Here is a 21,661-nt window from a genome sequence, read left to right on the forward strand (position 1 = left end):
AAGACTGCCCAAAAGCAGCGACCCGCACAAGCGGGTCGCTGCATTACTGCTGACAGGCGTGGATCAGAAGTTCTGTTCGTAACGCATGTACGGGGTACGACCCCAGATGTTGTACAGGCTGTTGTCGTAGTACGGGAAGGAGTTCAGTGCGTCGTTGAACGGCGGCAGCTTGTTGCCGACGTTGCGGACGCCCAGGGTCACCTTGCCCTTCCACGGCGCGTTCCAGGTCAACTGCAGATCATTGGTGATCCAGCTCGGCAGGCGCGTGTCTTCCGAACCGCTCTTGCCGATGTAGTTGGTGATTGCCGCAATGCTGACGTCGCCGTAGCTCCAGCCCAGGGTGAACTGCGCGCGATCCTTCGGATAGCCGCCGGTGCCCAGCAGTTCAACCTTGTCGTTGATGATCGAGGTTTCGGTGAATTCGATCTGGTGGGCCCAGTTCAGCCTTGCCATCAGGTCCCCGTAGGTGCCCAGACTCTGGCGGAAGTTCAACTCGGCGTCGATACCACGGACCTTCTTGGAAGCACCGTTGTCGATCGGCAGCTTGATCTGGAACGGGATGCCTGGCAGAACTGCGCCATTCGGTGCGGTGATGTCCGGACCGCGGTCAACGCCATAGCCGGTCTGACCTGCGTCACCGTAGCGCCATGCCAGCGGACGCGGCACCGAAGTGATCACGTTGTCGATCTGCACATCGTAGTAGTCGACAGCCATCGACAGCGCTTCGGTCGGGCTAAACACGAAGCCGACGTTCCAGTTCTTCGATTCCTCGGGCTTCAGGTTGCGGTTCGAGGAAACCAGCCACTGATACTGGCTGCTGGTGCTGCAGGGATCAACCGGGTACGGCTGGTAACCGGTATTGCCGGTCGAAGCGCGGACGGCGGACAAGGCCTTGCATGCCAGTTCGTCGCCGCCGTTGTGGCCGATGGCACTCAGCACCGGGCTGTTCAGGTTGGTCGTGGAGTTGGAGCCGTACATGTCATCCAGGGTCGGAGCACGGAAGCCCTTACCCCAGGAGCCACGTACCAGCAGCGAGTCGATCGGACGGAACTCCAGCGATACGCGCGGCGAGAACTTGCTGCCCAGATCGTTGTAGCTGTCATAGCGGCCCGCCACAGTGGCGGTCAGGCTGCTGAACAGCGGGATCAGGGTTTCGAAGTAGCCTGCGTAGTAGGAGCGCTCACCACCCGTGCCTGCACCTGCCGAGCCGAACACGTTGCCTGCGGCGCTCTGTGCGTCGTAGGCCATGGACAGGCGGTCATCGCGGTACTCGAAGCCGGTCACGAAGCTGACGGCGCCCGCCGGCATCTGGAACAGGTCGAAGGAGATGTTGCCGTCGGCCGAGACCGTGCGCTGTTCCGATTCCACGTACACGGTGTGTGCGATCTTCGGAGCCGCAGCGGCCACGCTCGGATGGGTGGGATCGAACGGGTTGTACTCGCCCGAATCAACCATGTCCTGCAGGATGCTGCCGATGCCGTAGTTGTAGTTCACCGAGCTCTGGCGGACACGGCCATGGCCAACACCGACTTCCCAGTCGGCGCCGCCGAACAGGTCCAGCGTACCGCGCAGGCCGAAGTTGAAATCGCGATAGGTATCGCGACGGACGGCATCACGGGTACCCAGCGGGGTGAACCGGTAGGACAGGACGCCGTCCTCGCCAAACGGATTGAATGGATTGTTGGCTGCGATGGTCAGCGGACGGCCGCCGCCGGCGTTGTCGACCGGGGCCGACGCATAAACGCCAACGCTCTTGGTATCCGACGCAATTGCACGGAAGAAGAACGAGGTGTTGTCGGTCAGCTGGTAGTTGCCGTTCAGCAGCAGGGAGTCACGCGACATCGAGGCTTCGTTGGCCGAGGTCGCGCCGTGGTCGAAGCCGCAGCGGGTCGGGCTGATGCGGACGCTGTTCTCGAAGGTGTCGCAGTTGGCGACGCTGGCGCTGCCGGTGCGGGCGCCGGAGAAGGTCGCGCTCGAGTTGTACGGGCTGAGGCCCCAGGTCAGCCCTGCATCAGTGACATATTTCTTGATGTCACGGTTGTACATCAACTCGCGTTCCTGATGGTCGATCACGAACGTCAGGTTGCCACGGTCGGAGCTGATGCCACCGGACAGGCTGCCGGTGCGACCGGCCGGGCCGATTTCAGGATTTTCATAGCCGACGCTGAAGCCCAGGCCTTCATAATCCTTACGCAGGATCACGTTGACCACGCCGCCGATGGCATCCGAACCGTACACTGCACCTGCGCCTTCGCGCAGGATTTCAATGCGCTCGACGGCGGCCGTCGGAATCAGGTTGATGTTCTGCGCACCGCCACCGAGGGTCGGCGAGGACGTCATGCGACGGCCGTCCAGCAGGACCAGCGTGTACTCAGAGCCGAGGCCGCGCAGGCTGATGGTGGCTGCGGAACCGGTTGCCGAGCCCGACGACTCACGGGTGGAACCGAACGAGTTGTAGATGTTGTTGCGGAGGAAGTCCGCGACCGAGATTTCGCCAGAGGTTTCGATGTCCTGGCGGGAAATCACGCTGACCGGGCTGGGGCCTTCAACATCCGTGCGCTTGATGCGCGAACCGGTCACTTCGATACGGTCGAGCTGGGTCGTACCCGCCTGCCCCGACTTCCCTTCCTGGGCACTGGCGGTAGCCGCCGTACCGGCACTTGCGATCAACGCGAGGACAACTGCATCGCGCAGCTTGCTGGTCTTGCTGTTCATTGGCTCTCTCTCCAAGGATTCTTGGTGGTGCTGCTGAGTGCTTCACGCGGGAGGCGAAAGGCGCCACCAAAACACGTGAAGCTGAGCCGATACTAACTGCCCTTTTCCAATAATTAAAGGGCTGTTAATGACTTGTATGAAATAGATGAAGGCAGGCCTCGGACTCGCGCCGTGCCGCAGCCGCAATGCCTAGTGTGACGGGCGTTCAGCGCGTTGACCCAAGGACTTGCAGCTGTTGGGCTTGGCGGCCATGCGGGGCCGCATGCTGCGCCGCAACTGGAGTTACAGGTCCTGTTCGTAACGCACATACGGCACGGTGCCGTCGTCATTGCTTTCATTGCGCGGGGAGAACGGATTCTTGCCGCGGCTGATCACGTTCTCGGCGCCAACGGTAAGTTGGCCAGACCACGGGGTACGCCAGGTCAGGCCGATGCCCAGGCCCTCCCACTTGCCGGGCTTGCCCGGCACGTCGATCACGCGGCCGATGATGCTGCCGGTGAAGTTGCCGTAGCCGGCGCCGATGCTCAGGCTCTTGCTGTCCCAGCGGTCGACGATGGACGGTGCGGCATCGGCCAGCGGTACCAGGCGGGCCTTGGCGTAGGTACCGGCGATCGAGACAAAACCCTCGCGGCCGATGTTCTTCTGCGCGAATACGGTCAGATCGTTCTGCTCGGCACGCAGCGAGGGTGTCTTGTTCGGGCCGGACAGCCACGCCGGAAGTGTTTCACGACCGGTGCCGGCGGTGATGCCGAGACGGCTGCTGCCGCGGTTCAGCGCAGCGGTACCGGTGAAGCGGCGGCTGTTGAGGTCGTCGTCGTCACCCAGGCTGGCCAGCATGCAGTGACTGGCCAGGCCGCTCATGCTGGTCCCGCTGCTGCTGTTGCAGAGCAGGCCCAGCGAATCGCCGGAGGACAGGCCGAAGGCCGCATCCAGCGAGTTGCGGCCGAAGTGCCAGCGGGCGCCGGCGGCCTGTTCACCGGTGGGCTCCAGGTACAGCAGGGCCTCGACCTTGCCGCTGCCCTTGTTCCATACCGGCAGCACGGTCCGGGTGTCCTTGCTCTGCGCGTGCACGCCCGTGATCGCGCCAAGGGCGATCAGCAGGGCCAGCGGTAGACGCAGGAAGGTACGCATCGGACCAGTTCAGACAGGGACGGACAACGGAAGTTCCCGCGGAGACGGGAACTTGATCCTAGGGTGTTTATGAATTCTTAACAAGCCTTGATCCCCCCAGATGCAAGACAAGCCGTTTACTGAAGCCGTTCAGGCGCCGGTACAGTCCCCTCGGCACCGTGGAACAGTATGCCGAACTCCGTCAAAGGAAAGTGATACTCCCGCCCGCAGAATTCGCAACGGACCTCGACGGCGCCGGTGTCCGCGGCTGCGGCACGGGCCTCGTCCTCGCCCAGCGACTGCAGCATCGACGCGACCCGCTCGCGGGAACAGGAGCAGGCGAAGGACAGCGGCTTGCCGCCCATCAGTTCCGGCTTCTCTTCGTGGAACAGGCGGTGCAGCAACTGCTCCGCCGGGGTCGCCAGCAGCTCGGCCTTGCCCAGGGTCTCGAACAGGGCGCTGGCACGCGCCCAGCCGTCTTCGTCACCCTCGTCACCCGGCAGCTTCTGCAGCAGCAGGCCGGCGGCGCCGTTGCGGTCGGCGGCCAGCAGCAGGCGGGTCGGCAGCTGTTCGGACTGGCGGAAGTAGTCCTCGAAGGCCTCGTCCAGCTCCGGTGCGGTCAGCGCGACCAGGCTCTGGTAGCGCTGCGGCTCGCGCGGGTCCAGGCCCGGGTTCTCGATGGTGATCGCGAGCAGGGCGTCATCACCCAGGCTGGACAGGTCGCGCGGCGCATCGGCGCCGTCGCTGAGCTGGGCGATGCCGCGCAGGGTACCGGCGGCGGTGCACTCGGCAAACAGGGTGCGCAGCGCGGTGCTGCTGCGCAGCTGGATTGAGAGGCGGCCATCGATCTTGGTGTGGCCGGTGAACAGCGCCGAGGCCACGCAGGCCTCGCCGAGCAGTTCGGCGGCGGTATCCGGGTACTCGGCGTGGGACAGGATCTCCTGCCAGGTAGCCTGCAGGCGCACGTGGACGCCACGGACGCCAGCGTCGGGAAGCAGGAAGCGGATCAGGGAATCGGGGTTGGCGGTCATCGGCTCACATCGCGCGTAAACGAGGGCGGTTGCCGGATAATGCGCCGACAACCGGATAGAAGAAGGATGCACCAGTAATGGGGGCAGGGGGAGAGCAGCACAAGGTGGAGGCCATCGCGGAAGTCCCGCGCCGCAGGCGCTGGCGCTGGAAACGGCTGCTCTGGCTGCCGCTGCTGCTGGCCGCTTTCAGCTGCCTGCAGGTACTGGTGCTGCGGTTCATCGACCCGCCGGTATCCACGGTCATGCTGTGGCGCTATGGCGAGGCATTGGGGGAGGCCGACTGGTCCTATCGCCTGCATTACCAGTGGCGCGACCTGGACCAGATGGCAGCGAGCCTGCCGATCTCGCTGGTGGCCGCGGAGGACCAGCGCTTCCCCGACCACAATGGCTTCGACCTGCAGGCCATCGAGAAGGCCCGCGACCACAACGCCAAGGGCGGACGCCTGCGGGGGGCCAGCACGATCAGCCAGCAGGTCGCCAAGAACCTGTTCCTCTGGCAGGGCCGCAGCTGGATCCGCAAAGGCCTGGAAGTCTGGTACACGGTGCTGATCGAAGCACTGTGGCCGAAGGAACGGATCCTGGAGATGTACGCCAACATCGCCGAGTTCGGCGACGGCGTCTATGGCGCGCAGGCGGCGGCGCAGACGTTCTGGGGCAAGGATGCGTCCCGGTTGAGTCCGGCCGAGAGTGCACGGCTGGCGGCGGTGTTGCCGGCACCGCGGCGCTACAACGCGGCAAAGCCAGGGCCGTACGTGCAGCGGCGCGCGGCATGGATCCAGCGCCAGGCACGGCAGCTGGGCGGCGCGGCGTACCTGTCGGAAGACTGAGGACACCTGCCCTCGGGGCGGCAGGCCATGCACCTGCAGGCAACGTACAATCCGGGCATGAACCGCGAACGCCTTACTGTCGTCATCGCCGCCTACAACGAGGAGCAGGCGCTGCCGTGCCTGCATCCCCGCCTGTGTGCGGTGCTGGACGGAATGCCCGACATCGATGGCCACATCCTGTATGTGGACGATGGCAGCCACGACGGTACCTGGCAGGTGATCGCAGGATTGGCGCAGGACGACGCGCGCGTATCGGCGTTGAAGCTGTCGCGCAATTTCGGCAAGGAGGCCGCGCTGACTGCCGGCCTGGATCTGGTGCGCGACGGCGCGGCGATGATCCTGGATGCCGACGGCCAGGACCCGCCGGAACTGGTGCCGCAGTTCGTTGCGCGCTGGCGCGAGGGCCATGACAACGTCTATGGCACGCGCATGGCCCGCGATGGCGAAGCCTGGATCAAGCGCGCCACGGCGGCGGCGTTCTATCGGGTGATCGGTCGCCTGTCACGCACGCCGATCCCTGCCGACACCGGTGATTTCCGCCTGTTGTCGCCACGCGCGCTGAGTGCGCTGCGCGAGATGCGTGAACGCCACCGCTTCATGAAGGGCCTTTTCAGCTGGGTCGGATTCAAGCGTATTGCTGTGCCCTACCACCGTCACGCGCGGGTGGCCGGCTCCAGCAAGTTCAGCCTGTGGCGGCTGTGGAACTTCGCGCTGGAGGGCATCACCGGGTTCTCGACCGTTCCCCTGCGGGCGGCGACCTACATGGGCCTGGCAACGGCGGCGGTGGCCTTCGTATTCGGCGTTTGGGTGATTGCCAAGGCGGCCCTGTACGGTGACCGGGTGGCGGGTTGGCCGACGATGATGGCGGTGATCCTGTTCCTGGGCGGGGTGCAGTTGATCGCGCTGGGCCTGATCGGCGAGTACCTGGGACGGCTGTACGAGGAATCCAAGCAGCGCCCGTTGTACCTGGTTGACGCCTGGCTAGCATCCGCCGTGGCAGACTCGGCCCTGCAACCCACCCTCGGAGGGCAGGCAGATGACCACGGTACGGCAACTGTTGGACGGCAAGTCTCCTGAAGTACATGCGGTCGCGCCGGATGCGGCGGTGATCGATGCGATCCGGTTGATGGCGGAAAAGGGCATTGGCGCGGTGCTGGTGATGGACGGTCCGCGGCTGGTCGGGATCCTTTCGGAGCGCGATTACGCGCGCAAGATCGTGCTGCGTGATCGTTCGTCGCGGGATACGGCGGTGGCCGAGATCATGACGGCGAAGGTGGTGACGGTTTCGCCGGGCGAACAGGTAGAGCATTGCCTGCAGCTGGTGACCGACTACCGCATCCGCCACCTGCCGGTGGTGGAGGGCGCACAGGTGCTGGGGGTGATTTCCATCGGCGACCTGGTGAAGTCGGTGATCGATGCGCAGCGGCGCGAGCTGGATCAGCTGCAGCAGTACATCGTGGCAGGGTGAGTTGTTCGCTGGCGGGCCTGCGGCCCGCCGGCCCGCTTTTCGAAGCTCAAAGCCAAAGCCAAAGCCAAAGCCAAAGCAGCGCCTTCCTGCTACGTCGGAGGGCGGAGGGCATGGCCGTGCAGGACACGCCGTAAACCCATCCATGGGGGCTCGATGGCGCCATCCATGGCGCCAACGGTCCTGCACGCCCATGCCCTCCGCCCTTAGACACGTTCCTGCGAGCGCGGTGCATACATGCGCGGTGGCTCGCCTTTGGTAGCTGCCAACCTTGGTTGGCAACAGCTTTTGACTTTGCTTTCTTCTTTTGACTTTGAATTTCGCTCTCGTTCCGCGCGCGCAGGAAACTGTCCGGAGCCGGAGCAAGGCGGCAGGCAGGACCGTGAGGCGCATGGATGCGCCGACCGAGCCTACGGGGACGTATTTACGGCGTGTCCTGCCTGTCGCCTTGCTCCGGCTCTACGCGCGGGAAAAGAGGCGCCGCGAACAACGCTGTAAACCTACTTCGCATATTGCCCACCGCAGTCGGCATCCTTCCCCGGCCCCAGTTCGATGGTCGCCAGCAACGCCGCCGGTGGGGCGATGCTGCCCAGTGCCAGGGCCACGGCTCCCCGGATGCCCAATGCCTTGAAGTCCGGTCGGAATGACGGGTCCTTGAACGTGCCACTGATGTGCAGTGGAGAGCGCAGCACCAGAATGCTCTTGTCCTTCGGGCGCGGTTTCAGCAGCAGGTCCAGGGTCTCGTCGCGCAGGCTGACCGTGCCTTCGCCGATGAGGATCGTATCGGTGGTGTCCACCGCCAGCGCCTGGCTGGTCATCAGGCCGTCGCGCACGCCGAAGTCGGCGAAGGCGCAGCGCAGGGGAATCTGTTTGTCGCCGGTCACCAGGAATTTCAGTGATTCGGTGATGTCCAGCCCTGCCAGTTCCATCACCAGGTTGCCGACATGGCCGCGGCCCATCGCCAGGCCGACCTTGCCACTGCTGCTGCCGAGCATTGCGGCGATCGAGTTGCCGCGGCCGCTCAGGTCCACCTCGCCGCCGATGCCGCCCTTGGCCTGCTCGGCCAGTTTCGCGTCCGGAAACAGCTGGCTGAGCTGCACGCCGCGCACGCTGGCCTTCAGGGCGGTGCTGATCTGCGGACGGCGCGCGTCCATGCGGATCGTGCTGCGGATATCGCCTCCGGCCACGCCGAAGTTCAGCGGGTCCAGCCGCAGTACGCCGTCATCCAGCAACAGGTGTGCATCCATGTCATCCAACGGAAGCGATGGCGCGTTGATGCGGTGGGCCTTCCAGCGCACGTCGGCATCCATCGCGCGCAGCTTGCCGAGGTTGTAGGGCGTGTCGGGCAACACGCGTGCGCGGGCGGCAACCCGTGCGGCCTCGGCCTTCTGTTCGGCGTTGGCGGTTTCGCCGCCGCCGGTTTTCGGTGGGGCACCGACGAAGCCGGCAAGGTCATCGAAGTCCAGGCGCTTGGATTCCAGCGTGGCGGTCAGCCGCGGCCGCGCACCGCCCACTTCGAACTGCAGATTGCCACCGAGGTCGCTGTCGCCGACCTTGCCGGTGAAGGCGTCGTAGCGCCAGACGTTGTGGTCACGCTTGAGCCGGCCGTTCAACGCATAGGGTGGCGACGGCGGAATGGCAATGCCGAGCAGCGGATAGAGGTCGGCGAGGTCCTGGCCGCTGAGCGCAAACTGCAGATCGAACACGCGCAGCTGGAAGGGATTGGTCAGCGTGCCACTGGCTACCGCGTGGGTGGCGCCTGCTCGGCCATCGAGATGGATGCGGAACGGATGGTCGCTGTCGGTCAGCTCCAGCGGTGATTCCGTGCCGCCACGCAGGGTGAACGGATTGCCCTGCCAGTGTCCCTTGCCCTGTACCAGCAGCGGTGGCGCCGCATCGGCCTGTTTCGGCTGGCCGCTGCGCACGTCCACGCGGATATCGGTACGGCCGAGCGCGTCGAGGAACTGCAGGCGACCGTCATCGATGCGCAACCGTTTGAGCTGCGGGCTGGTCCCGCCGGCGCTGCCACCGAGGAAATCCCAATTGCCCGGGTCGCCCTTGCGCGGCGCTGTTTCCAGCAGCACGTCCGGCCGGGTCAGGCGTACTTCGGGCAGCTGCACGCTGCCGCGCAGCAGCGGCCACACCCGCACGTCGATCTCGACGCGGTCTGCGGTGGCCATATCGGGTTGCTTCGCCCAGCTTGCATTGGCGAAGGTGATCGCATCGGCGCGGATCGTACTGGTGCGGCCGAGGTCGACATCAAGGTTCCCGATGTGCAGCGCACGGCCGGTGCGTGCCTGCACCGCGCGCTCAACCGGTCCCTTGAACCAGTTCCAGTCCCACAGCGCGATCAGCAGCAGGAGTGCCGCCAGCAGGAAGATCAGGATCGTGAGCCAGCGCCGGCCTCGTGGGCCGGGGCGGCGGAGGCGCCAGCGGGTCGTGCGCTTTGCGGCAGGGGAGGCGGCAGCATTCACGCCGCCATGGTTGCCCCCTCTTCGTGGACAGGGCGCGAAGCGTCCATGTGCGTGGTGTGCACACGCCGCGTTCGAACGCTGGTTTACAGCACCTGCATGGTGACTGCGACGAAGTGGCAGACGCTGCCACCGATCACGAACAGGTGCCAGATCGCATGCGAATACGGGATCGATTCACGGTGGTAGAAGTAGGTCCCCAGCGTGTACGACAGGCCACCGGCGAACAGCCAGGTGAGGGTGCCGCCGTCGATCGAGGCCCACATCGGCTTGATCGCCACGACCACCAGCCAGCCCATGGCGATGTAGATCACCGTTGAGAGCACCTTGAAGCGGCCGGTGTAGAACAGCTTGAACACCACGCCGCCCAGCGCCAGCGCCCAGATCGCGGTGAACAGGCCCCAGCCCCACGGGCCACGCAGGCCGATCAGGGTGAAGGGGGTATAGGTGCCCGCGATCAGCACGTAGATCGCGCAGTGGTCGAACACCTTCAAGCGGCCCTTGGCGACCGGATGCTGGATGGCGTGATACAGGGTGGAGGCGGTGTACAGCAGCAACAGCGCGATACCGAATACGATCGCGCTGGCCAGCTGCCAGCCGTCGCCGTAGATCGCAGCCAGGGTGATCAGCACCGCGCTGGCTGCCAGGGCGAACACCGCGCCCAGGCCATGGGTCAGGGCGCTGGCGATTTCTTCACGGATCGAAGCAATGGACGTCGTGGACATGGGCATGGGCATCGTTCACGGGGAGGGGGACCCGCGTCCCCCTATCATCGCCGCGATGGCCGCCGTGTGCACGCCCGTCACCGTATGGTGGGTGAATCCCTGCGTTGCGCCGATGAATCCGTGAGCGGTAGATCCACGCCATGCGTGGATGAACCACCCGCGACGGCCGGGGGCAGAGCCCTTTCCTTGCGGAAAGGGATCCGGCCCGCTGGCATCAGCCCACCGAAACCGTATGCGCCGCTTCGCGGGTGGCCGAGAAGCGCACGTCCGGCGAGCGTTCCTGCGCCAGCTGCAGGTTGACCCGGGTCGGTGCCAGGTAGACCAGGTGGCCGGCTGCATCCAGCGCCAGGTTCAGCGCATTCTTCTCGCGGAACTCTTCCAGCTTCTTCTCGTTGCTGCAGTGGACCCAACGCGCAGTGGTCACGCTGACCGGCTCGAACGTGGCTTCCACGCCGTACTCGTCCTTCAGGCGGTAGGCGGCCACGTCGAACTGCAGCACGCCGACCGCACCCAGGATCAGGTCGTTGCTGGTCAGCGGGCGGAAGAACTGGGTCGCACCTTCTTCGGACAGCTGGGCCAGGCCCTTCTGCAGCTGCTTGAGCTTGAGCGGATCGCGCAGGCGTGCGCGGCGGAACAGTTCCGGGGCGAAGTTGGGGATGCCGGTGAAGGTGACTGCTTCGCCTTCGGTGAAGGTATCGCCGATGGAAATGGTGCCGTGGTTGTGGATGCCGATCACATCGCCCGGCCACGCCTCGGCGGCGATCTCGCGGTCGCTGGCCATGAAGGTCAGCGCGTTGGCCAGCTTCATTTCCTTGCCGGTGCGCACGTGGAAGGTCTTCATGCCGGCGCTGAAGCGGCCCGAGCAGACCCGCATGAACGCCACGCGGTCACGGTGCTGCGGGTCCATGTTGGCCTGGATCTTGAAAACGAAGCCGGTCAGCTTGTTCTCTTCCGGGGCGATCTCGCGGCCGGTGGTGGAACGCGCCTGCGGCGACGGGGCATGTTCGACGAAGAAGTCCAGCAGCGGTTGCACGCCGAAATTGTTCACGCCCGAGCCGAAGAACACCGGGGTTTGCTTGCCGGCGCGGTAGGCGTCCAGGTCGAACGGATGGCTGGCGCCCTGCACCAGTTCCAGTTCGTCGCGCAGGTCGGCCAGCATCTGTGCACCGATCTTCTCGGCCAGGCCGGGCGCATCGATGGACGGGAAGATGGTCGAGTCCTGGCGGGTGAAGTTGCGGCCCGGTTCGTACAGGTGCACTTCGCCGGTCAGCAGGTGGACCACCCCCTTCAGGCGCTGGCCCATGCCGATCGGCCAGGTCACCGGCGCGCACTGGATGCCCAGCACGGTTTCCACTTCATCCAGCAGCTCGATCGGGTCCTTGCCCTCGCGGTCGAGCTTGTTGATGAAGGTCATGATCGGGGTGTCGCGCAGGCGGCAGACTTCCATCAGCTTGATGGTGCGCTCTTCCACGCCCTTGGCCACGTCGATCACCATCAGCGCCGAGTCCACCGCGGTCAGCACGCGGTAGGTGTCCTCGCCGAAGTCGGCGTGGCCGGGGGTGTCGAGCAGGTTGACGATCTTGCCTTCGTACGGGAACTGCATCACCGAGGAGGTGACGGAGATGCCGCGCTCCTTTTCCAGCGCCATCCAGTCGGAGGTGGCGTGTCGGGCGGCTTTGCGGCCCTTGACCGAACCGGCCATCTGGATCGCGCCTCCGAACAGCAGCAGCTTTTCGGTCAGCGTGGTCTTGCCGGCGTCAGGATGGGAAATGATGGCGAAGGTGCGGCGACGCGACGCTTCGTTGGCGACTTCGGACATGGCAGTGGCGCCCGCCCGGGGCGCTTTTCAAAGTGATAAGCGCCCGATTATACCGGCCGGGGGCGGTCAGCGCCCGGTGCCGCCTTCGGCCTCGCCCTGGCGGGCGAACTGCAGCTGGCCCTGCTCGGCGAAGATCCGTGCCGGCACCGAGCGCAGGCCCATGCCGCGGTTGACCTGCACCACGAAGTGCAGGTGCGGCGCGCTGCTGAAGCCGCTGTTGCCGGACAGGCCGAGCGGCTGCCCGGTCCCCACCGCCTGGCCGCGACGCACGCGCATGCCGCCGGCCTGCAGGTGGCCGTACAGCGCCATGCTGCCGTCGCTGTGCAGCACACGGATGAAGTTGGCGCGGGCACCATCACGTTCGCGGTCCTGGCCGTTGCCACGGAAGCCATCCTGGATCTGCATCACCGTGCCCTCGCGCGCGGCCAGCACCAGCGTGCCCTCCGGCAGTGCGAAGTCCACCGCGTCGCGGTTCTCCTCGTCATCGTGGCTGAACCGGCCCTGCGGCGCCTGGTCCACGCGCGGACGGGCCGCATCGAAAGGCAGGCGATAGGCGACATCTTCGGCCTGTGCGGCCGGGTTGCCCGGCACCGACTGCAGGCGCAGATCCAGCGTGCGGCCATCGAGCGGGGCGGGCAGGTGGCCGACCACCAGGCTGCTGTCGCCCTGGATCAGCGATTGCAGCGGCAGCCCTTCGACCGGGCGTCCGGGTGCAGCGCGCAGTTCGATCTGCAGCGGTCCTGCCAGCCCATTGTCGATCCGGGCCTGCCATTGCGTGCCGACCGGCTGCAGGCGCAGCCGGGCCATGGGGGCGGCGCCCTCGGCACTGCCAGCGTGGGTGGTTGGGGTGGCGGGGGAAACCAGTCCCCAGCCCTGGCGCCAGTCACCGGCGCTGGCCGTCGTGCTCGCCAGCAGGGACATCAGCAGGCAGGTCAGGGGCAGGCGCAGCATCAGTGGTTCCAGAGGGTAGGGACCGCCGGGACTGTAGCCGATCCTGAACAGGACGACCGCGACCGCCTTCGCATAGTCGTGTTGAAAATATTCATCGCTTTATCCGCATGAAGGGATTGACAGTGCCGGAAAGGGCTGGCATCGTGGCTCCACCATCGAGACCGGCAGAGGGACAGGCCCTTTGAAGCCGGGGCAGCCCGCGGATGCGAAAGCGTCTGCGTAGGTGCCAAATCCTGCGGGGACCGTGGCGTCCACCGAAAGATGGTTCGAACCATGCACCCCACGTGCATCTCGAACGCGGGCCCCGCGAAGGCTCGATGGCCGATTCCCCAACCGGATCCCGCCATGAGCTTCGCCGCCAGTACCGCGCTTCGCCCCGAACCCTTTGTCCCCGTCAGCGTGCCGGTCGAAGACCGCGTGCATGCCGAGCGCGGTGAGTTCGCCGCGGTGCTGTCGATGCGTCACGCCGGCCCCAGCCCGGTGCGCCTGCGCTATGAGTGGGTCGGCCCGGCCAATGCGCCGGTGGTGGTGCTGGCCGGTGGCATTTCCGCCCATCGCCACGTGGCGTCCAATGCACAGTTCAGCGAGAAGGGCTGGGCCGAAGACCTGGTCGGCAGCGGGCGCGCGCTGGATCCGCAGCAGCTGCGTGTACTGGCCTTCGACTTCATCGGCGCCGATGGTGCACTGGATGTGCCGATCGATACCGCCGACCAGGCCGATGCACTGGCGCTGCTGCTGGACCATCTCGGCATCCGCACGCTGAAGGCGTTCGTGGGCTACTCCTACGGGGCGCTGGTCGGCCAGCAGTTCGCGATCCGCTACCGTGCACGCGTGCGCCAGCTGGTGCTGGCCAGTGGCGCGCATCGCCCGCATCCGTATGCCGCCGCCTGGCGCGCATTGCAGCGCCGCGCGGTCGCGTTGGGCCAGCTGCAGTGCGGCGAAGACCACGGTCTGGCGTTGGCCCGGCAGTTCGCCATGCTCAGCTACCGCACCCCGGAAGAGTTCGGCGAGCGCTTCGATGCCGCGCCGGAAGTGATCAATGGCCGCGTGCGCGTGGCCGCCGAAGATTATCTCGATGCGGCCGGTGCGCAGTACGTCGCGCGCACGCCGGTGACCGCTTACCTGCGCCTGTCCGAATCGATCGACCTGCACCGCGTCGACCCCACCGCGATCCTGCCGCCCACCGTAGTTGTCGCGGTGGAGGGTGACCGCTTGGTGCCGCTGGCCGACCTGGTCGGTCTGGTCGAAGGGCTGGGCCCGCGCGGCAGTCTGCGCGTGCTGCGCTCGCCCTACGGCCACGACGCCTTCCTCAAAGAAACCGATCGCATCGACGCGATCCTCGCCACCGCCTTCCGTACTTCTGGAGAGTCCGCATGAGCCTGCACGCAAACGAGCCGTCCTGTAGTCGCACCACTGCCGCCGTCCGTGCCGGCATCGATCGGGACACCGCGCATGGTGCGGTCACGCCGCCGATCGTGCTGTCGTCGAACTTCAGTTTTGAAGGCTTCGGCAACAAGCGCCAGTACGACTACACGCGCAGTGGCAACCCGACCCGTGACCTGCTCGGCGAGGCGCTGGCGGAACTGGAGGGCGGCGCCGGCGGCGTCATCACCGCCACCGGCATGGGTGCGATCAACCTGGTGTTGAACGCATTGCTGCAGCCGGGCGACACCCTGGTGGTGCCGCACGATGCATACGGCGGCAGCTGGCGCCTGTTCAATGCGCTGGCGAAAAAGGGCCACTTCGAACTGGTCACCGCCGACCTGACCGATCCGCGCGCACTGGCGCAGGCGCTGGCCACGCAGCCGAAGCTGGTGCTGGTGGAAACCCCGTCCAACCCGCTGCTGCGCATCACCGACCTGCGCTTCGTCATCGAGGCCGCGCACAAGGCCGGTGCACTGGTGGTAGTTGACAACACCTTCCTGTCGCCGGCACTGCAGCAGCCGCTGTCGTTCGGCGCGGACCTTGTGCTGCATTCCACCACCAAGTACATCAATGGCCATAGCGATGTGGTCGGTGGGGCGGTGGTCGCGCGCGATCCGGCGCTGCACGAGCAGCTGGTGTGGTGGGGCAACGCGCTGGGCCTGACCGGCTCGCCGTTCGATGCGTTCCTGACCCTGCGCGGCCTGCGCACGCTGGATGCGCGCCTGCGCGTGCACCAGGAAAACACCGCGTCGATCGTCGCATTGCTGGACCAGCATCCGGCGGTCGGCGCGGTGTACTACCCGGGCCTGGCCGATCACCCGGGCCACGCCATCGCCGCGCGCCAGCAAAGCGGCTTCGGCGCGATGCTGTCGTTCGAACTGGCCGACTGCGAAGGCGATGATCCGCATGCCGCAGTGCGTGCCTTCGTCGATGGCCTGCGCTGCTTCACCCTGGCCGAATCGCTGGGTGGCGTCGAAAGCCTGATCGCGCACCCGGCCACCATGACCCATGCGGCGATGACCGCTGAAGCGCGCGCGGCCGCCGGCATCAGCGAAGGCCTGCTGCGCCTGTCGGTCGGCATCGAGGCCGAGCGTGACCTGCTGGCTGATCTCGGCGCAGCGCTGCAGCGCGCCGAAGCCGTGATCGATGCGGCTGCGCGCCGCAAACAGGTGGTGGATGCATGAGCGCGCTCGCCGCTGACATTCCTGCGCTGGGCGTGGGACGCCTGGCGCTGCTCGGCACCGGCACGGTTGGCTCTGCCTTCGTGCAGCGCTACCAGGCGTTGCAGGCACGCGGGTTGGAACTGCCCAGCGTGCAGTGGCTGGCCAATTCGCGCACCGCACTGGCGATCGACCGTGATCTGGCGTTGCCGCTGGAGCTGGCACGACGCGCACCGCGTGATGGTCTCAGCTCACCGCCATGGGCGAGCGCCGAAGGGCTGGAACGGGGTGACGTGGTGGTCGATGCCACTGCCAGCGAAGATGTGGCCGCACGTCACGTGCAGTGGCTGGCGCGTGGGGTGCACGTGGTCACCGCCAACAAGCTGGGCCGCGGTGCGCAGCTGGCACGTGCCACGGCCATCGCCGAGAGCTGCGCAGACAGTGGCGCACGCTATGGCGACAGCGCCACCGTCGGTGCCGGCCTGCCGTTGCTGAGCAGCCTGCGCGCGCTGGTAGCCGGTGGCGACCACATCCACGCCATCGAGGGCGTGCTGTCCGGCTCGCTGGCGTGGCTGTTCCATCGCTATGACGGCCAATCGCCGTTCTCGGCGGCGGTGCGCGAGGCGCTGGCGGCCGGTTATACCGAACCGGACCCGCGTCTGGATCTGTCCGGCGAGGACGTGCGCCGCAAGCTGCTGATCCTGGCGCGCAGCAGCGGGCTGGCGCTGGATGCTTCGCAGGTGCAGGTGGATTCACTGGTGCCTGAAGCGCTGGCAGCGCTGCCGCTGGAGGATGCGGTGGCTGCGCTCGAGCAGCTGGATGCGCCGCTGCAGGCGCGCTGGCAGCAGGCACGCGACAATGGTCGTGTGCTGCGTTTCGTCGGCCGCGTTGATGGCGAGGGTGCGCAGGTAGGCCTGCGCGAGTTGCCGGCCGATCACCCCTTGGCGCAGGGTGCGGGCACCGACAACCGCGTGGCCATCCACAGTGATCGCTACCGCCGCCAGCCGTTGCTGATCCAGGGGCCGGGCGCGGGTGCGGAAGTCACTGCGGCCGCGTTGCTGGATGACGTGCTGCGGATCGTGGGTTGATGTCCGTGCTGCTGCGCTCGCCGGGCCATGCCCGGCGGGCCCGCAATCTCAACGCGACCTCAACGCCTTCAACAATGCCGCATTGAACTGCTTCGGGTCCTGCACCTGCGGCGAATGGCCCAGTTCGGCGAACTCGACCAGCGTCGCGCCCGGAATGGCCGCGGCCGCTGCTCTGCCCAGCACCGGATAATTGCCCAGCGTCGCCTTCACCGCAGGCGGCGCCAGGTCACGGCCGATCGCGGTGCGGTCCTTCTGGCCGATGAACAACGTGGTCGGCACCTGCAGATTCTTCAGTTCGTAGACCACCGGTTGGTTGAACACCATGTCCGATGCCAGTGCCTGGCTCCATGCAACGACCTGCTTGCCCGGGCCTTCATACATGCCCGACTGCATCCGCGCCCACGGTTCATACGCCGGCTTCCACTTGCCGTCGTAGTACACGTCCAACTGGTAGCGGCGGATGCTGTCATAGCTGATGTTCATTTCGCCGGCGTACCACGTGTCCACGCTGCGCCAGGGAACACCCAGCGCCTTCCAGTCTTCCAGCCCGATTGGATTGACCAGTGACAGGCTGCGCAGGTCCTGCGGGAACATCAGCGCGTAGCGCACCGCCAGCATGCCGCCCATCGAATGACCGACCAGGTGCACCGGTACATCACCCAGCTGCAGCTGTTGCAGCAGGGCATGGGTGTTGGCGGCCAGCTGCGCGAACGAATACTGGTAGCGTTCGGGCTTGCTGGATTTGCAGAAGCCCACCTGGTCCGGGGCGATGACCCGGTAGCCGGCGTTCAGCAGCGGCGCGATGGTCTGCTGCCAGGTGGCTGCGCAGAAATTCTTGCCGTGCAGCAGCACCACCACGCCGATGGCGCGGCGTTTGGGCAGGACATCCAGATAGGCCATTTCCAGTGGCTGCCGCTGCGACTCCAGCGCGAAAGTCTTCACCGGATAGCCATAGTCGAAACCTTCCAGCCGCGGACCATAGGTCGGCGCGGCAAGCGCGGACAGCGGCAGGCAGGCAAGCAGGGCAGCAGCGATCACGCGCATGGGGCCAATCCGGGGTAGGGGAGCCCCGAGCCTAACCGGAACGCGGTGACGGTGTCGTCCGATGTTGAGCCGGGCTCACGCCCGGCTGCAGGGTAGAGCCAGGCCATGCCTGGCTGCGGCCATCAGCACTCGATGACGTTCACCGCCAGGCCACCGCGGCTGGTTTCCTTGTATTTGTCCTGCATGTCGCGGCCGGTATCGCGCATGGTCTTGATCACCTTGTCCAGCGACACCTTGTGCTTGCCGTCGCCACGCATCGCCATGCGCGAGGCATTGATCGCCTTCACCGCACCCATCGCATTGCGCTCGATGCACGGAATCTGCACCAGTCCACCAATCGGGTCGCAGGTCAGGCCCAGGTTGTGTTCCATGCCGATTTCCGCAGCATTCTCGATCTGGCTCGGGTTGCCGCCCAGCGCCGCGACCAAGCCGCCGGCCGCCATCGAGCAGGCCACGCCCACTTCGCCCTGGCAGCCCACTTCGGCACCGGAAATCGAAGCGTTTTCCTTGTACAGGATGCCGATCGCCGCCGAAGTCAGCAGGAAGTCGAACACACGCTGCTCGTTGGCGCCCGGGCAGAAACGGTCGAAGTAATGCAGCACCGCCGGCAGCACGCCGGCTGCACCGTTGGTCGGCGCGGTCACCACGCGACCACCGGCGGCGTTTTCTTCGTTGACCGCTAGTGCGTACAGGTTGACCCAGTCCAGCGTGGTCAGCGGATCGCGCATCGCCGCTTCCGGCTTCGACGACAGCTCGCGGTACAGCGCCGGTGCGCGACGGCCGACCTTCAGGCCGCCCGGCAGCACGCCTTCCTCGCGGATGCCACGCGCGACGCACGACTGCATCGCGCTCCAGATCTCGCGCAGGTTGGCGCGGATCTCGTCTTCGCTGCGCCAGCACTTCTCGTTCTCGAACATCAGCTGGGCGATGCTCAGGCCGCTGCGTGCGGTCTGCGCCAGCAGCTCGTCGCCGCTCTTGAACGGGTAGGGCAGCGGGGTCTCGTCGGGCACGATGCGGTCATCGGCCGCGTCGTCCTGGTTGACCACGAAGCCGCCACCGACCGAGTAATAATCGCGGGTGGCGATCACTTCGTCCTCGGCGTTGTACGCGGTGAAGCGCATGCCGTTGGTGTGGTAGGGCAGCTTCTGGCGCTTGTTCATGCCGAGGTCGCGCTTCTCGTCGAAGGCGATCTCGTGCTGGCCCATCAGCTGGATGCGCTTGCTGCTGCGGATGCGCTCCAGCGTGGCCGGGATGATGTCCGGGTCGATCAGGTTCGGCCGCTGCCCTTCCAGGCCCAGCAGGATCGCCTTGTCGGTACCATGGCCGCGGCCGGTCAGCGCCAGCGAGCCGTAGACGTCGGCACGGATGCGCGCGACCTCGTGCAGGCGGCCCGGGTCGAGCAACCAGCGGTGGATGAATCGCTCGGCGGCCTTCATCGGCCCGACGGTGTGCGAGGAGCTCGGGCCAATGCCGATCTTGAAAACGTCGAACGTGCTGACAGCCATGGTTGCCGTACTGCGGGTACCGGAAGAGACCGCTATTCTAGCGGTTCACGCCGCACTTCAATGGCTGCGGCGCAGCATTTCCACCAAGGGGACCCTGCCGGTGTTGACTCTGTTCCAGCGTGACGACTGCCACCTGTGCGACATGGCGCTGGCCGAGCTGGCCAAGGCCCGGGCGCCGGAATTCGAATCGGTGTTCCTGGATGACCAGCCAGCGCTGGAATCGCGCTACGGCGCGCGGGTGCCGGTGCTGCGCGACGAGCGCGGCGACCGTGAGCTGGACTGGCCGTTCGACGCGGCTGCGGTTCGGGCGTGGCTGGCCGTCGATCGGTAGTGCCGGCCGCTGGCCGGCACCTGCCCGCATCGGTGAGGTTGCCGGCCAGCGGCCGGCACCACCGGAGATGATGGCCGGGGCGGTGCCCCGGCCTGTTGATCATTTCGCGTCGAACTTCACGATCGTGCTGATCGCGGTTTCGTCCGGGATGGTCTTGGTGTCGGCCCAGTCACCGCTGCCGACGCCGAAGTCCAGGCGCTTGACGGTGGCCTTGCCGGTCAACACCGGCTGGGTGCCCGGCTTCCAGGTGAAGGTGAGGGTGACCGGCTTGCTGACGCCGCGCAGCTCCAGCGTGCCGTCGGCGGCGAACTGGTCGTTGCCCACCGCACGGAAGCCCTTGGCGGTGTAACGCGCAGTGGCGAACTTGCCGACGTTGAAGAAGTCGGCGGTCTGCAGGGTCGAGTCGCGGTCGCTGTTGCCGCTCTTGGCACCGGCCAGCGGAATCACCACGTCCAGCGAACCGGCGGCCGGGTTGGCCGGGTCGAAGCTGAGCTTGGTGGCAAAGCCCGGAAAGCTGCCGGTGAACACTTCGCCGTCGTACTTGGTGGCGAACACCAGGATCGAGCCGGCGCCGGGGGCCTGCGCGTAGTCCGCGGCGAGCGCCGGGGCGGTGGCCAGCATGCCGGCCAGGGCGGCGGCCACGGCGGCCGGAGTGGTCAGTTTCAGGTTCATCGATCAGTCCTTCTGAGGGGAGGCGAGCCAGCCGCGCGGCAACATGCGGGACAACGTTGCATCGCGCTGGAACAGGTGGTGGTAGAAGGCAGCGCCGGCATGGGCCAGCACCACCGCGATCAACAGCCAGAAGCCGTATTCGTGGATGGCGTGGGACACCGCGACGACCTGCGGATCCGGGCCACTCAGCTTGGGCACATCAACCAGGCCGAACCAGCGGAACGGGCGCAGGCCACTGGCCGAGTCGTACAGCCAGCCCGACAGCGGGATGGCGAACATCAGCACATACAACAGCACGTGGGTGGCGCTGGCGATGCGCTCCTGCCAGCTGGGCACGCCCGGCACCGGCTTGGGGGCGCCGGCGTACAGGCGCCAGCCGAGGCGGAACAGCACCAGCGCCAGTACGGTGATGCCGATCGACTTGTGTGCGGTGTAGACCCAGAAGTACTTGGGCGTCTTGGGCAGTTCGCCCATGGTCAGGCCGACCACGCCCAGGGCGAGGATCAGCAGTGCGATCAACCAATGCAGGATCTGGCTGACACTCCCCCAGGCGGCGGGGGTGTTCTTGGCGGTCATGAAAGGTCCTCTAGCGGGCCGTCTTGGGGTCGGAGTGCGGAACGGGAGCGGGAGTTCCCGGGGCGTCGCTGCGGTCGAGGGTGGCTTCAGCCTCAATCCTCAGCTGTACTGCATCACCGATGACGCCCGGCCAGGCGGTGATGCCGAACGCGCGCCGGCTCAGCGTGGTGCTGGCGGAAAAACCGGCGGTGCGTCGGAACGGGGGGAGGGGGTAGCGCTTGATGGCGTTGAGGGTCACGTCCAGGGTGACTTCCTGGCTGACGCCGCGCAGGGTCAGGGTACCGATCACGTGCGCACGCTTGGCATCGATCGGTTCGACCCGGCTGGAGACGAAATGTGCCTTCGGGAAACGCTCGCCATCCAGAAGGCTGCGGGCCAGCGTGGCCTGGTTCCATTTGGCATCACCAAGGTCCAATCGCGACACGGGGACCTCGACATCCAGTGTGGCCTCGCGCCAGTTGTCGGGATCGAACTGCAGGCGGCCCTCACTGCCGGAGACCGTCCCCATCGCCTGCGAGTAACCCGCGTGGTCGATGGTGAACAGCACACGCGTATGCACCGGATCGAGGCGATAGGTATCTGCATCCGCCCAGGCGGGGGCGGTGGCGAGCAGCATCGGCAGCAGGGCCAGGCAGGGACGCATCGATGGCGGGCTCCGGAAGGGGGACGTTGCGATCATACGCACAGCCCCCTGCCAACGTTGCGTGCATGGCTGCAACAGTTCGTGGTGGGTCCACCGGTGGAAA

19 protein-coding genes and 1 riboswitch are annotated in these 21,661 nt (G+C 66.4%); of the genes, 7 read left to right on the forward strand and 12 right to left on the reverse strand.

The window, feature by feature from the left end; translation table 11 throughout:
• Positions 1-63: 63 nt before the first annotated feature.
• From AC5O77_RS12915 to hslO, 3 genes are all read right to left on the reverse strand, one after another.
• Complete coding sequence (locus tag AC5O77_RS12915) at positions 64-2,715, reverse strand: TonB-dependent receptor plug domain-containing protein (RefSeq protein WP_494506885.1); 2,652 nt, start codon at positions 2,713-2,715, stop codon at positions 64-66.
• A gap of 282 nt (positions 2,716-2,997) precedes the next feature.
• Entirely contained in the window at positions 2,998-3,846 is an 849-nt protein-coding gene (locus AC5O77_RS12920) for an XOO1806 family protein (RefSeq protein WP_049420960.1), read from the reverse strand.
• Positions 3,847-3,962: 116 nt separating this feature from the next.
• A complete protein-coding gene (gene hslO / locus AC5O77_RS12925) occupies positions 3,963-4,856 on the reverse strand; it encodes an Hsp33 family molecular chaperone HslO (protein WP_032130068.1) in 894 nt (297 codons plus the stop codon).
• Between the two features lie 77 nt (positions 4,857-4,933).
• On the opposite strand from hslO, the gene mtgA reads away from it, so the two are divergent.
• Genes mtgA through AC5O77_RS12940 form a run of 3 tightly spaced genes read left to right on the forward strand, consistent with a single transcriptional unit; the run spans position 4,934 to position 7,151 of the window.
• A complete protein-coding gene (gene mtgA, locus AC5O77_RS12930; RefSeq protein ID WP_032130069.1) occupies positions 4,934-5,683 on the forward strand; it encodes a monofunctional biosynthetic peptidoglycan transglycosylase in 750 nt (249 codons plus the stop codon).
• A gap of 57 nt (positions 5,684-5,740) precedes the next feature.
• Positions 5,741-6,760 carry a glycosyltransferase family 2 protein gene (locus AC5O77_RS12935; RefSeq protein WP_032130071.1) on the forward strand — a complete coding sequence of 340 codons (1,020 nt, stop codon included), beginning with the start codon at positions 5,741-5,743 and terminating at the stop codon, positions 6,758-6,760.
• Entirely contained in the window at positions 6,720-7,151 is a 432-nt protein-coding gene (locus AC5O77_RS12940) for a CBS domain-containing protein (protein WP_019336409.1), read from the forward strand. The genes AC5O77_RS12935 and AC5O77_RS12940 overlap by 41 nt, the downstream gene beginning before the upstream one ends.
• A 497-nt stretch (positions 7,152-7,648) precedes the next feature.
• Here AC5O77_RS12940 and AC5O77_RS12945 read toward each other — a convergent pair whose 3' ends face one another.
• The 4 genes from AC5O77_RS12945 to AC5O77_RS12960 form a co-directional block, all read right to left on the reverse strand.
• Positions 7,649-9,622 (reverse strand): AsmA family protein, encoded by a 1,974-nt coding sequence (locus tag AC5O77_RS12945; protein WP_478058148.1) that lies wholly within the window; start codon positions 9,620-9,622, stop codon positions 7,649-7,651.
• A gap of 83 nt (positions 9,623-9,705) precedes the next feature.
• Positions 9,706-10,344 carry a PAQR family membrane homeostasis protein TrhA gene (trhA, locus tag AC5O77_RS12950; RefSeq protein ID WP_005410682.1) on the reverse strand — a complete coding sequence of 213 codons (639 nt, stop codon included), beginning with the start codon at positions 10,342-10,344 and terminating at the stop codon, positions 9,706-9,708.
• Between the two features lie 214 nt (positions 10,345-10,558).
• Positions 10,559-12,163, reverse strand: a complete 1,605-nt coding sequence (locus AC5O77_RS12955; RefSeq protein ID WP_014038155.1) for a peptide chain release factor 3 — start codon at positions 12,161-12,163, stop codon at positions 10,559-10,561.
• A gap of 66 nt (positions 12,164-12,229) precedes the next feature.
• Positions 12,230-13,114, reverse strand: coding sequence for a M23 family metallopeptidase (locus AC5O77_RS12960; protein WP_478058149.1), 885 nt, complete (start codon positions 13,112-13,114; stop codon positions 12,230-12,232).
• A gap of 149 nt (positions 13,115-13,263) precedes the next feature.
• A riboswitch (SAM riboswitch) is annotated at positions 13,264-13,382 on the forward strand.
• Between the two features lie 77 nt (positions 13,383-13,459).
• On the opposite strand from AC5O77_RS12960, the gene metX reads away from it, so the two are divergent.
• The 3 genes from metX to AC5O77_RS12975 are packed head-to-tail and all read left to right on the forward strand — an operon-like array spanning position 13,460 to position 16,787.
• The gene (metX, locus tag AC5O77_RS12965) at positions 13,460-14,491 is read left to right on the forward strand and encodes a homoserine O-succinyltransferase MetX (RefSeq protein ID WP_478058150.1); all 1,032 of its coding nucleotides are present in this window, start codon (positions 13,460-13,462) and stop codon (positions 14,489-14,491) included.
• Complete coding sequence (locus tag AC5O77_RS12970) at positions 14,488-15,723, forward strand: O-succinylhomoserine (thiol)-lyase (RefSeq protein ID WP_032127792.1); 1,236 nt, start codon at positions 14,488-14,490, stop codon at positions 15,721-15,723. Before metX ends, AC5O77_RS12970 begins: the two co-directional genes overlap by 4 nt.
• A complete protein-coding gene (locus AC5O77_RS12975) occupies positions 15,720-16,787 on the forward strand; it encodes a homoserine dehydrogenase family protein (RefSeq protein WP_032127793.1) in 1,068 nt (355 codons plus the stop codon). The genes AC5O77_RS12970 and AC5O77_RS12975 overlap by 4 nt, the downstream gene beginning before the upstream one ends.
• Positions 16,788-16,835: 48 nt before the next feature.
• Here the strand turns inward: AC5O77_RS12975 and AC5O77_RS12980 are convergent, their stop codons facing one another.
• Both AC5O77_RS12980 and AC5O77_RS12985 read right to left on the reverse strand, forming a co-directional pair.
• A complete protein-coding gene (locus AC5O77_RS12980; RefSeq protein ID WP_317217246.1) occupies positions 16,836-17,831 on the reverse strand; it encodes an alpha/beta fold hydrolase in 996 nt (331 codons plus the stop codon).
• Positions 17,832-17,953: 122 nt separating this feature from the next.
• Complete coding sequence (locus tag AC5O77_RS12985; protein WP_024956918.1) at positions 17,954-19,336, reverse strand: L-serine ammonia-lyase; 1,383 nt, start codon at positions 19,334-19,336, stop codon at positions 17,954-17,956.
• Positions 19,337-19,436: 100 nt separating this feature from the next.
• On the opposite strand from AC5O77_RS12985, the gene AC5O77_RS12990 reads away from it, so the two are divergent.
• Entirely contained in the window at positions 19,437-19,667 is a 231-nt protein-coding gene (locus tag AC5O77_RS12990) for a glutaredoxin family protein (protein WP_149909241.1), read from the forward strand.
• Positions 19,668-19,766: 99 nt separating this feature from the next.
• On the opposite strand, the gene AC5O77_RS12995 is transcribed toward AC5O77_RS12990, so the two are convergent.
• Genes AC5O77_RS12995 through AC5O77_RS13005 form a run of 3 tightly spaced genes read right to left on the reverse strand, consistent with a single transcriptional unit; the run spans position 19,767 to position 21,558 of the window.
• Entirely contained in the window at positions 19,767-20,339 is a 573-nt protein-coding gene (locus AC5O77_RS12995; protein WP_010482754.1) for a YceI family protein, read from the reverse strand.
• Between the two features lie 3 nt (positions 20,340-20,342).
• A complete protein-coding gene (locus AC5O77_RS13000; RefSeq protein WP_005410672.1) occupies positions 20,343-20,915 on the reverse strand; it encodes a cytochrome b in 573 nt (190 codons plus the stop codon).
• A gap of 10 nt (positions 20,916-20,925) precedes the next feature.
• Positions 20,926-21,558 (reverse strand): YceI family protein, encoded by a 633-nt coding sequence (locus tag AC5O77_RS13005; protein WP_032127796.1) that lies wholly within the window; start codon positions 21,556-21,558, stop codon positions 20,926-20,928.
• Positions 21,559-21,661: the final 103 nt, after the last annotated feature.

The organism is Stenotrophomonas sp. INTA L402-1 (assembly GCF_059295135.1).

What these genes read in the sequence shown, in the direction of transcription:
- AC5O77_RS12915 (WP_494506885.1), bottom strand. Translation starts at nt 2,715, where the DNA reads ATGAACAGCAAGACCAGCAAGCTGCGCGATGCAGTTGTCCTCGCGTTG.
- AC5O77_RS12920 (WP_049420960.1), bottom strand. Translation starts at nt 3,846, where the DNA reads ATGCGTACCTTCCTGCGTCTACCGCTGGCCCTGCTGATCGCCCTTGGC.
- hslO (WP_032130068.1), bottom strand. Translation starts at nt 4,856, where the DNA reads ATGACCGCCAACCCCGATTCCCTGATCCGCTTCCTGCTTCCCGACGCT.
- mtgA (WP_032130069.1), top strand. Translation starts at nt 4,934, where the DNA reads ATGGGGGCAGGGGGAGAGCAGCACAAGGTGGAGGCCATCGCGGAAGTC.
- AC5O77_RS12935 (WP_032130071.1), top strand. Translation starts at nt 5,741, where the DNA reads ATGAACCGCGAACGCCTTACTGTCGTCATCGCCGCCTACAACGAGGAG.
- AC5O77_RS12940 (WP_019336409.1), top strand. Translation starts at nt 6,720, where the DNA reads ATGACCACGGTACGGCAACTGTTGGACGGCAAGTCTCCTGAAGTACAT.
- trhA (WP_005410682.1), bottom strand. Translation starts at nt 10,344, where the DNA reads ATGTCCACGACGTCCATTGCTTCGATCCGTGAAGAAATCGCCAGCGCC.
- AC5O77_RS12955 (WP_014038155.1), bottom strand. Translation starts at nt 12,163, where the DNA reads ATGTCCGAAGTCGCCAACGAAGCGTCGCGTCGCCGCACCTTCGCCATC.
- AC5O77_RS12960 (WP_478058149.1), bottom strand. Translation starts at nt 13,114, where the DNA reads ATGCTGCGCCTGCCCCTGACCTGCCTGCTGATGTCCCTGCTGGCGAGC.
- metX (WP_478058150.1), top strand. Translation starts at nt 13,460, where the DNA reads ATGAGCTTCGCCGCCAGTACCGCGCTTCGCCCCGAACCCTTTGTCCCC.
- AC5O77_RS12970 (WP_032127792.1), top strand. Translation starts at nt 14,488, where the DNA reads ATGAGCCTGCACGCAAACGAGCCGTCCTGTAGTCGCACCACTGCCGCC.
- AC5O77_RS12975 (WP_032127793.1), top strand. Translation starts at nt 15,720, where the DNA reads ATGAGCGCGCTCGCCGCTGACATTCCTGCGCTGGGCGTGGGACGCCTG.
- AC5O77_RS12980 (WP_317217246.1), bottom strand. Translation starts at nt 17,831, where the DNA reads ATGCGCGTGATCGCTGCTGCCCTGCTTGCCTGCCTGCCGCTGTCCGCG.
- AC5O77_RS12985 (WP_024956918.1), bottom strand. Translation starts at nt 19,336, where the DNA reads ATGGCTGTCAGCACGTTCGACGTTTTCAAGATCGGCATTGGCCCGAGC.
- AC5O77_RS12995 (WP_010482754.1), bottom strand. Translation starts at nt 20,339, where the DNA reads ATGAACCTGAAACTGACCACTCCGGCCGCCGTGGCCGCCGCCCTGGCC.
- AC5O77_RS13000 (WP_005410672.1), bottom strand. Translation starts at nt 20,915, where the DNA reads ATGACCGCCAAGAACACCCCCGCCGCCTGGGGGAGTGTCAGCCAGATC.
- AC5O77_RS13005 (WP_032127796.1), bottom strand. Translation starts at nt 21,558, where the DNA reads ATGCGTCCCTGCCTGGCCCTGCTGCCGATGCTGCTCGCCACCGCCCCC.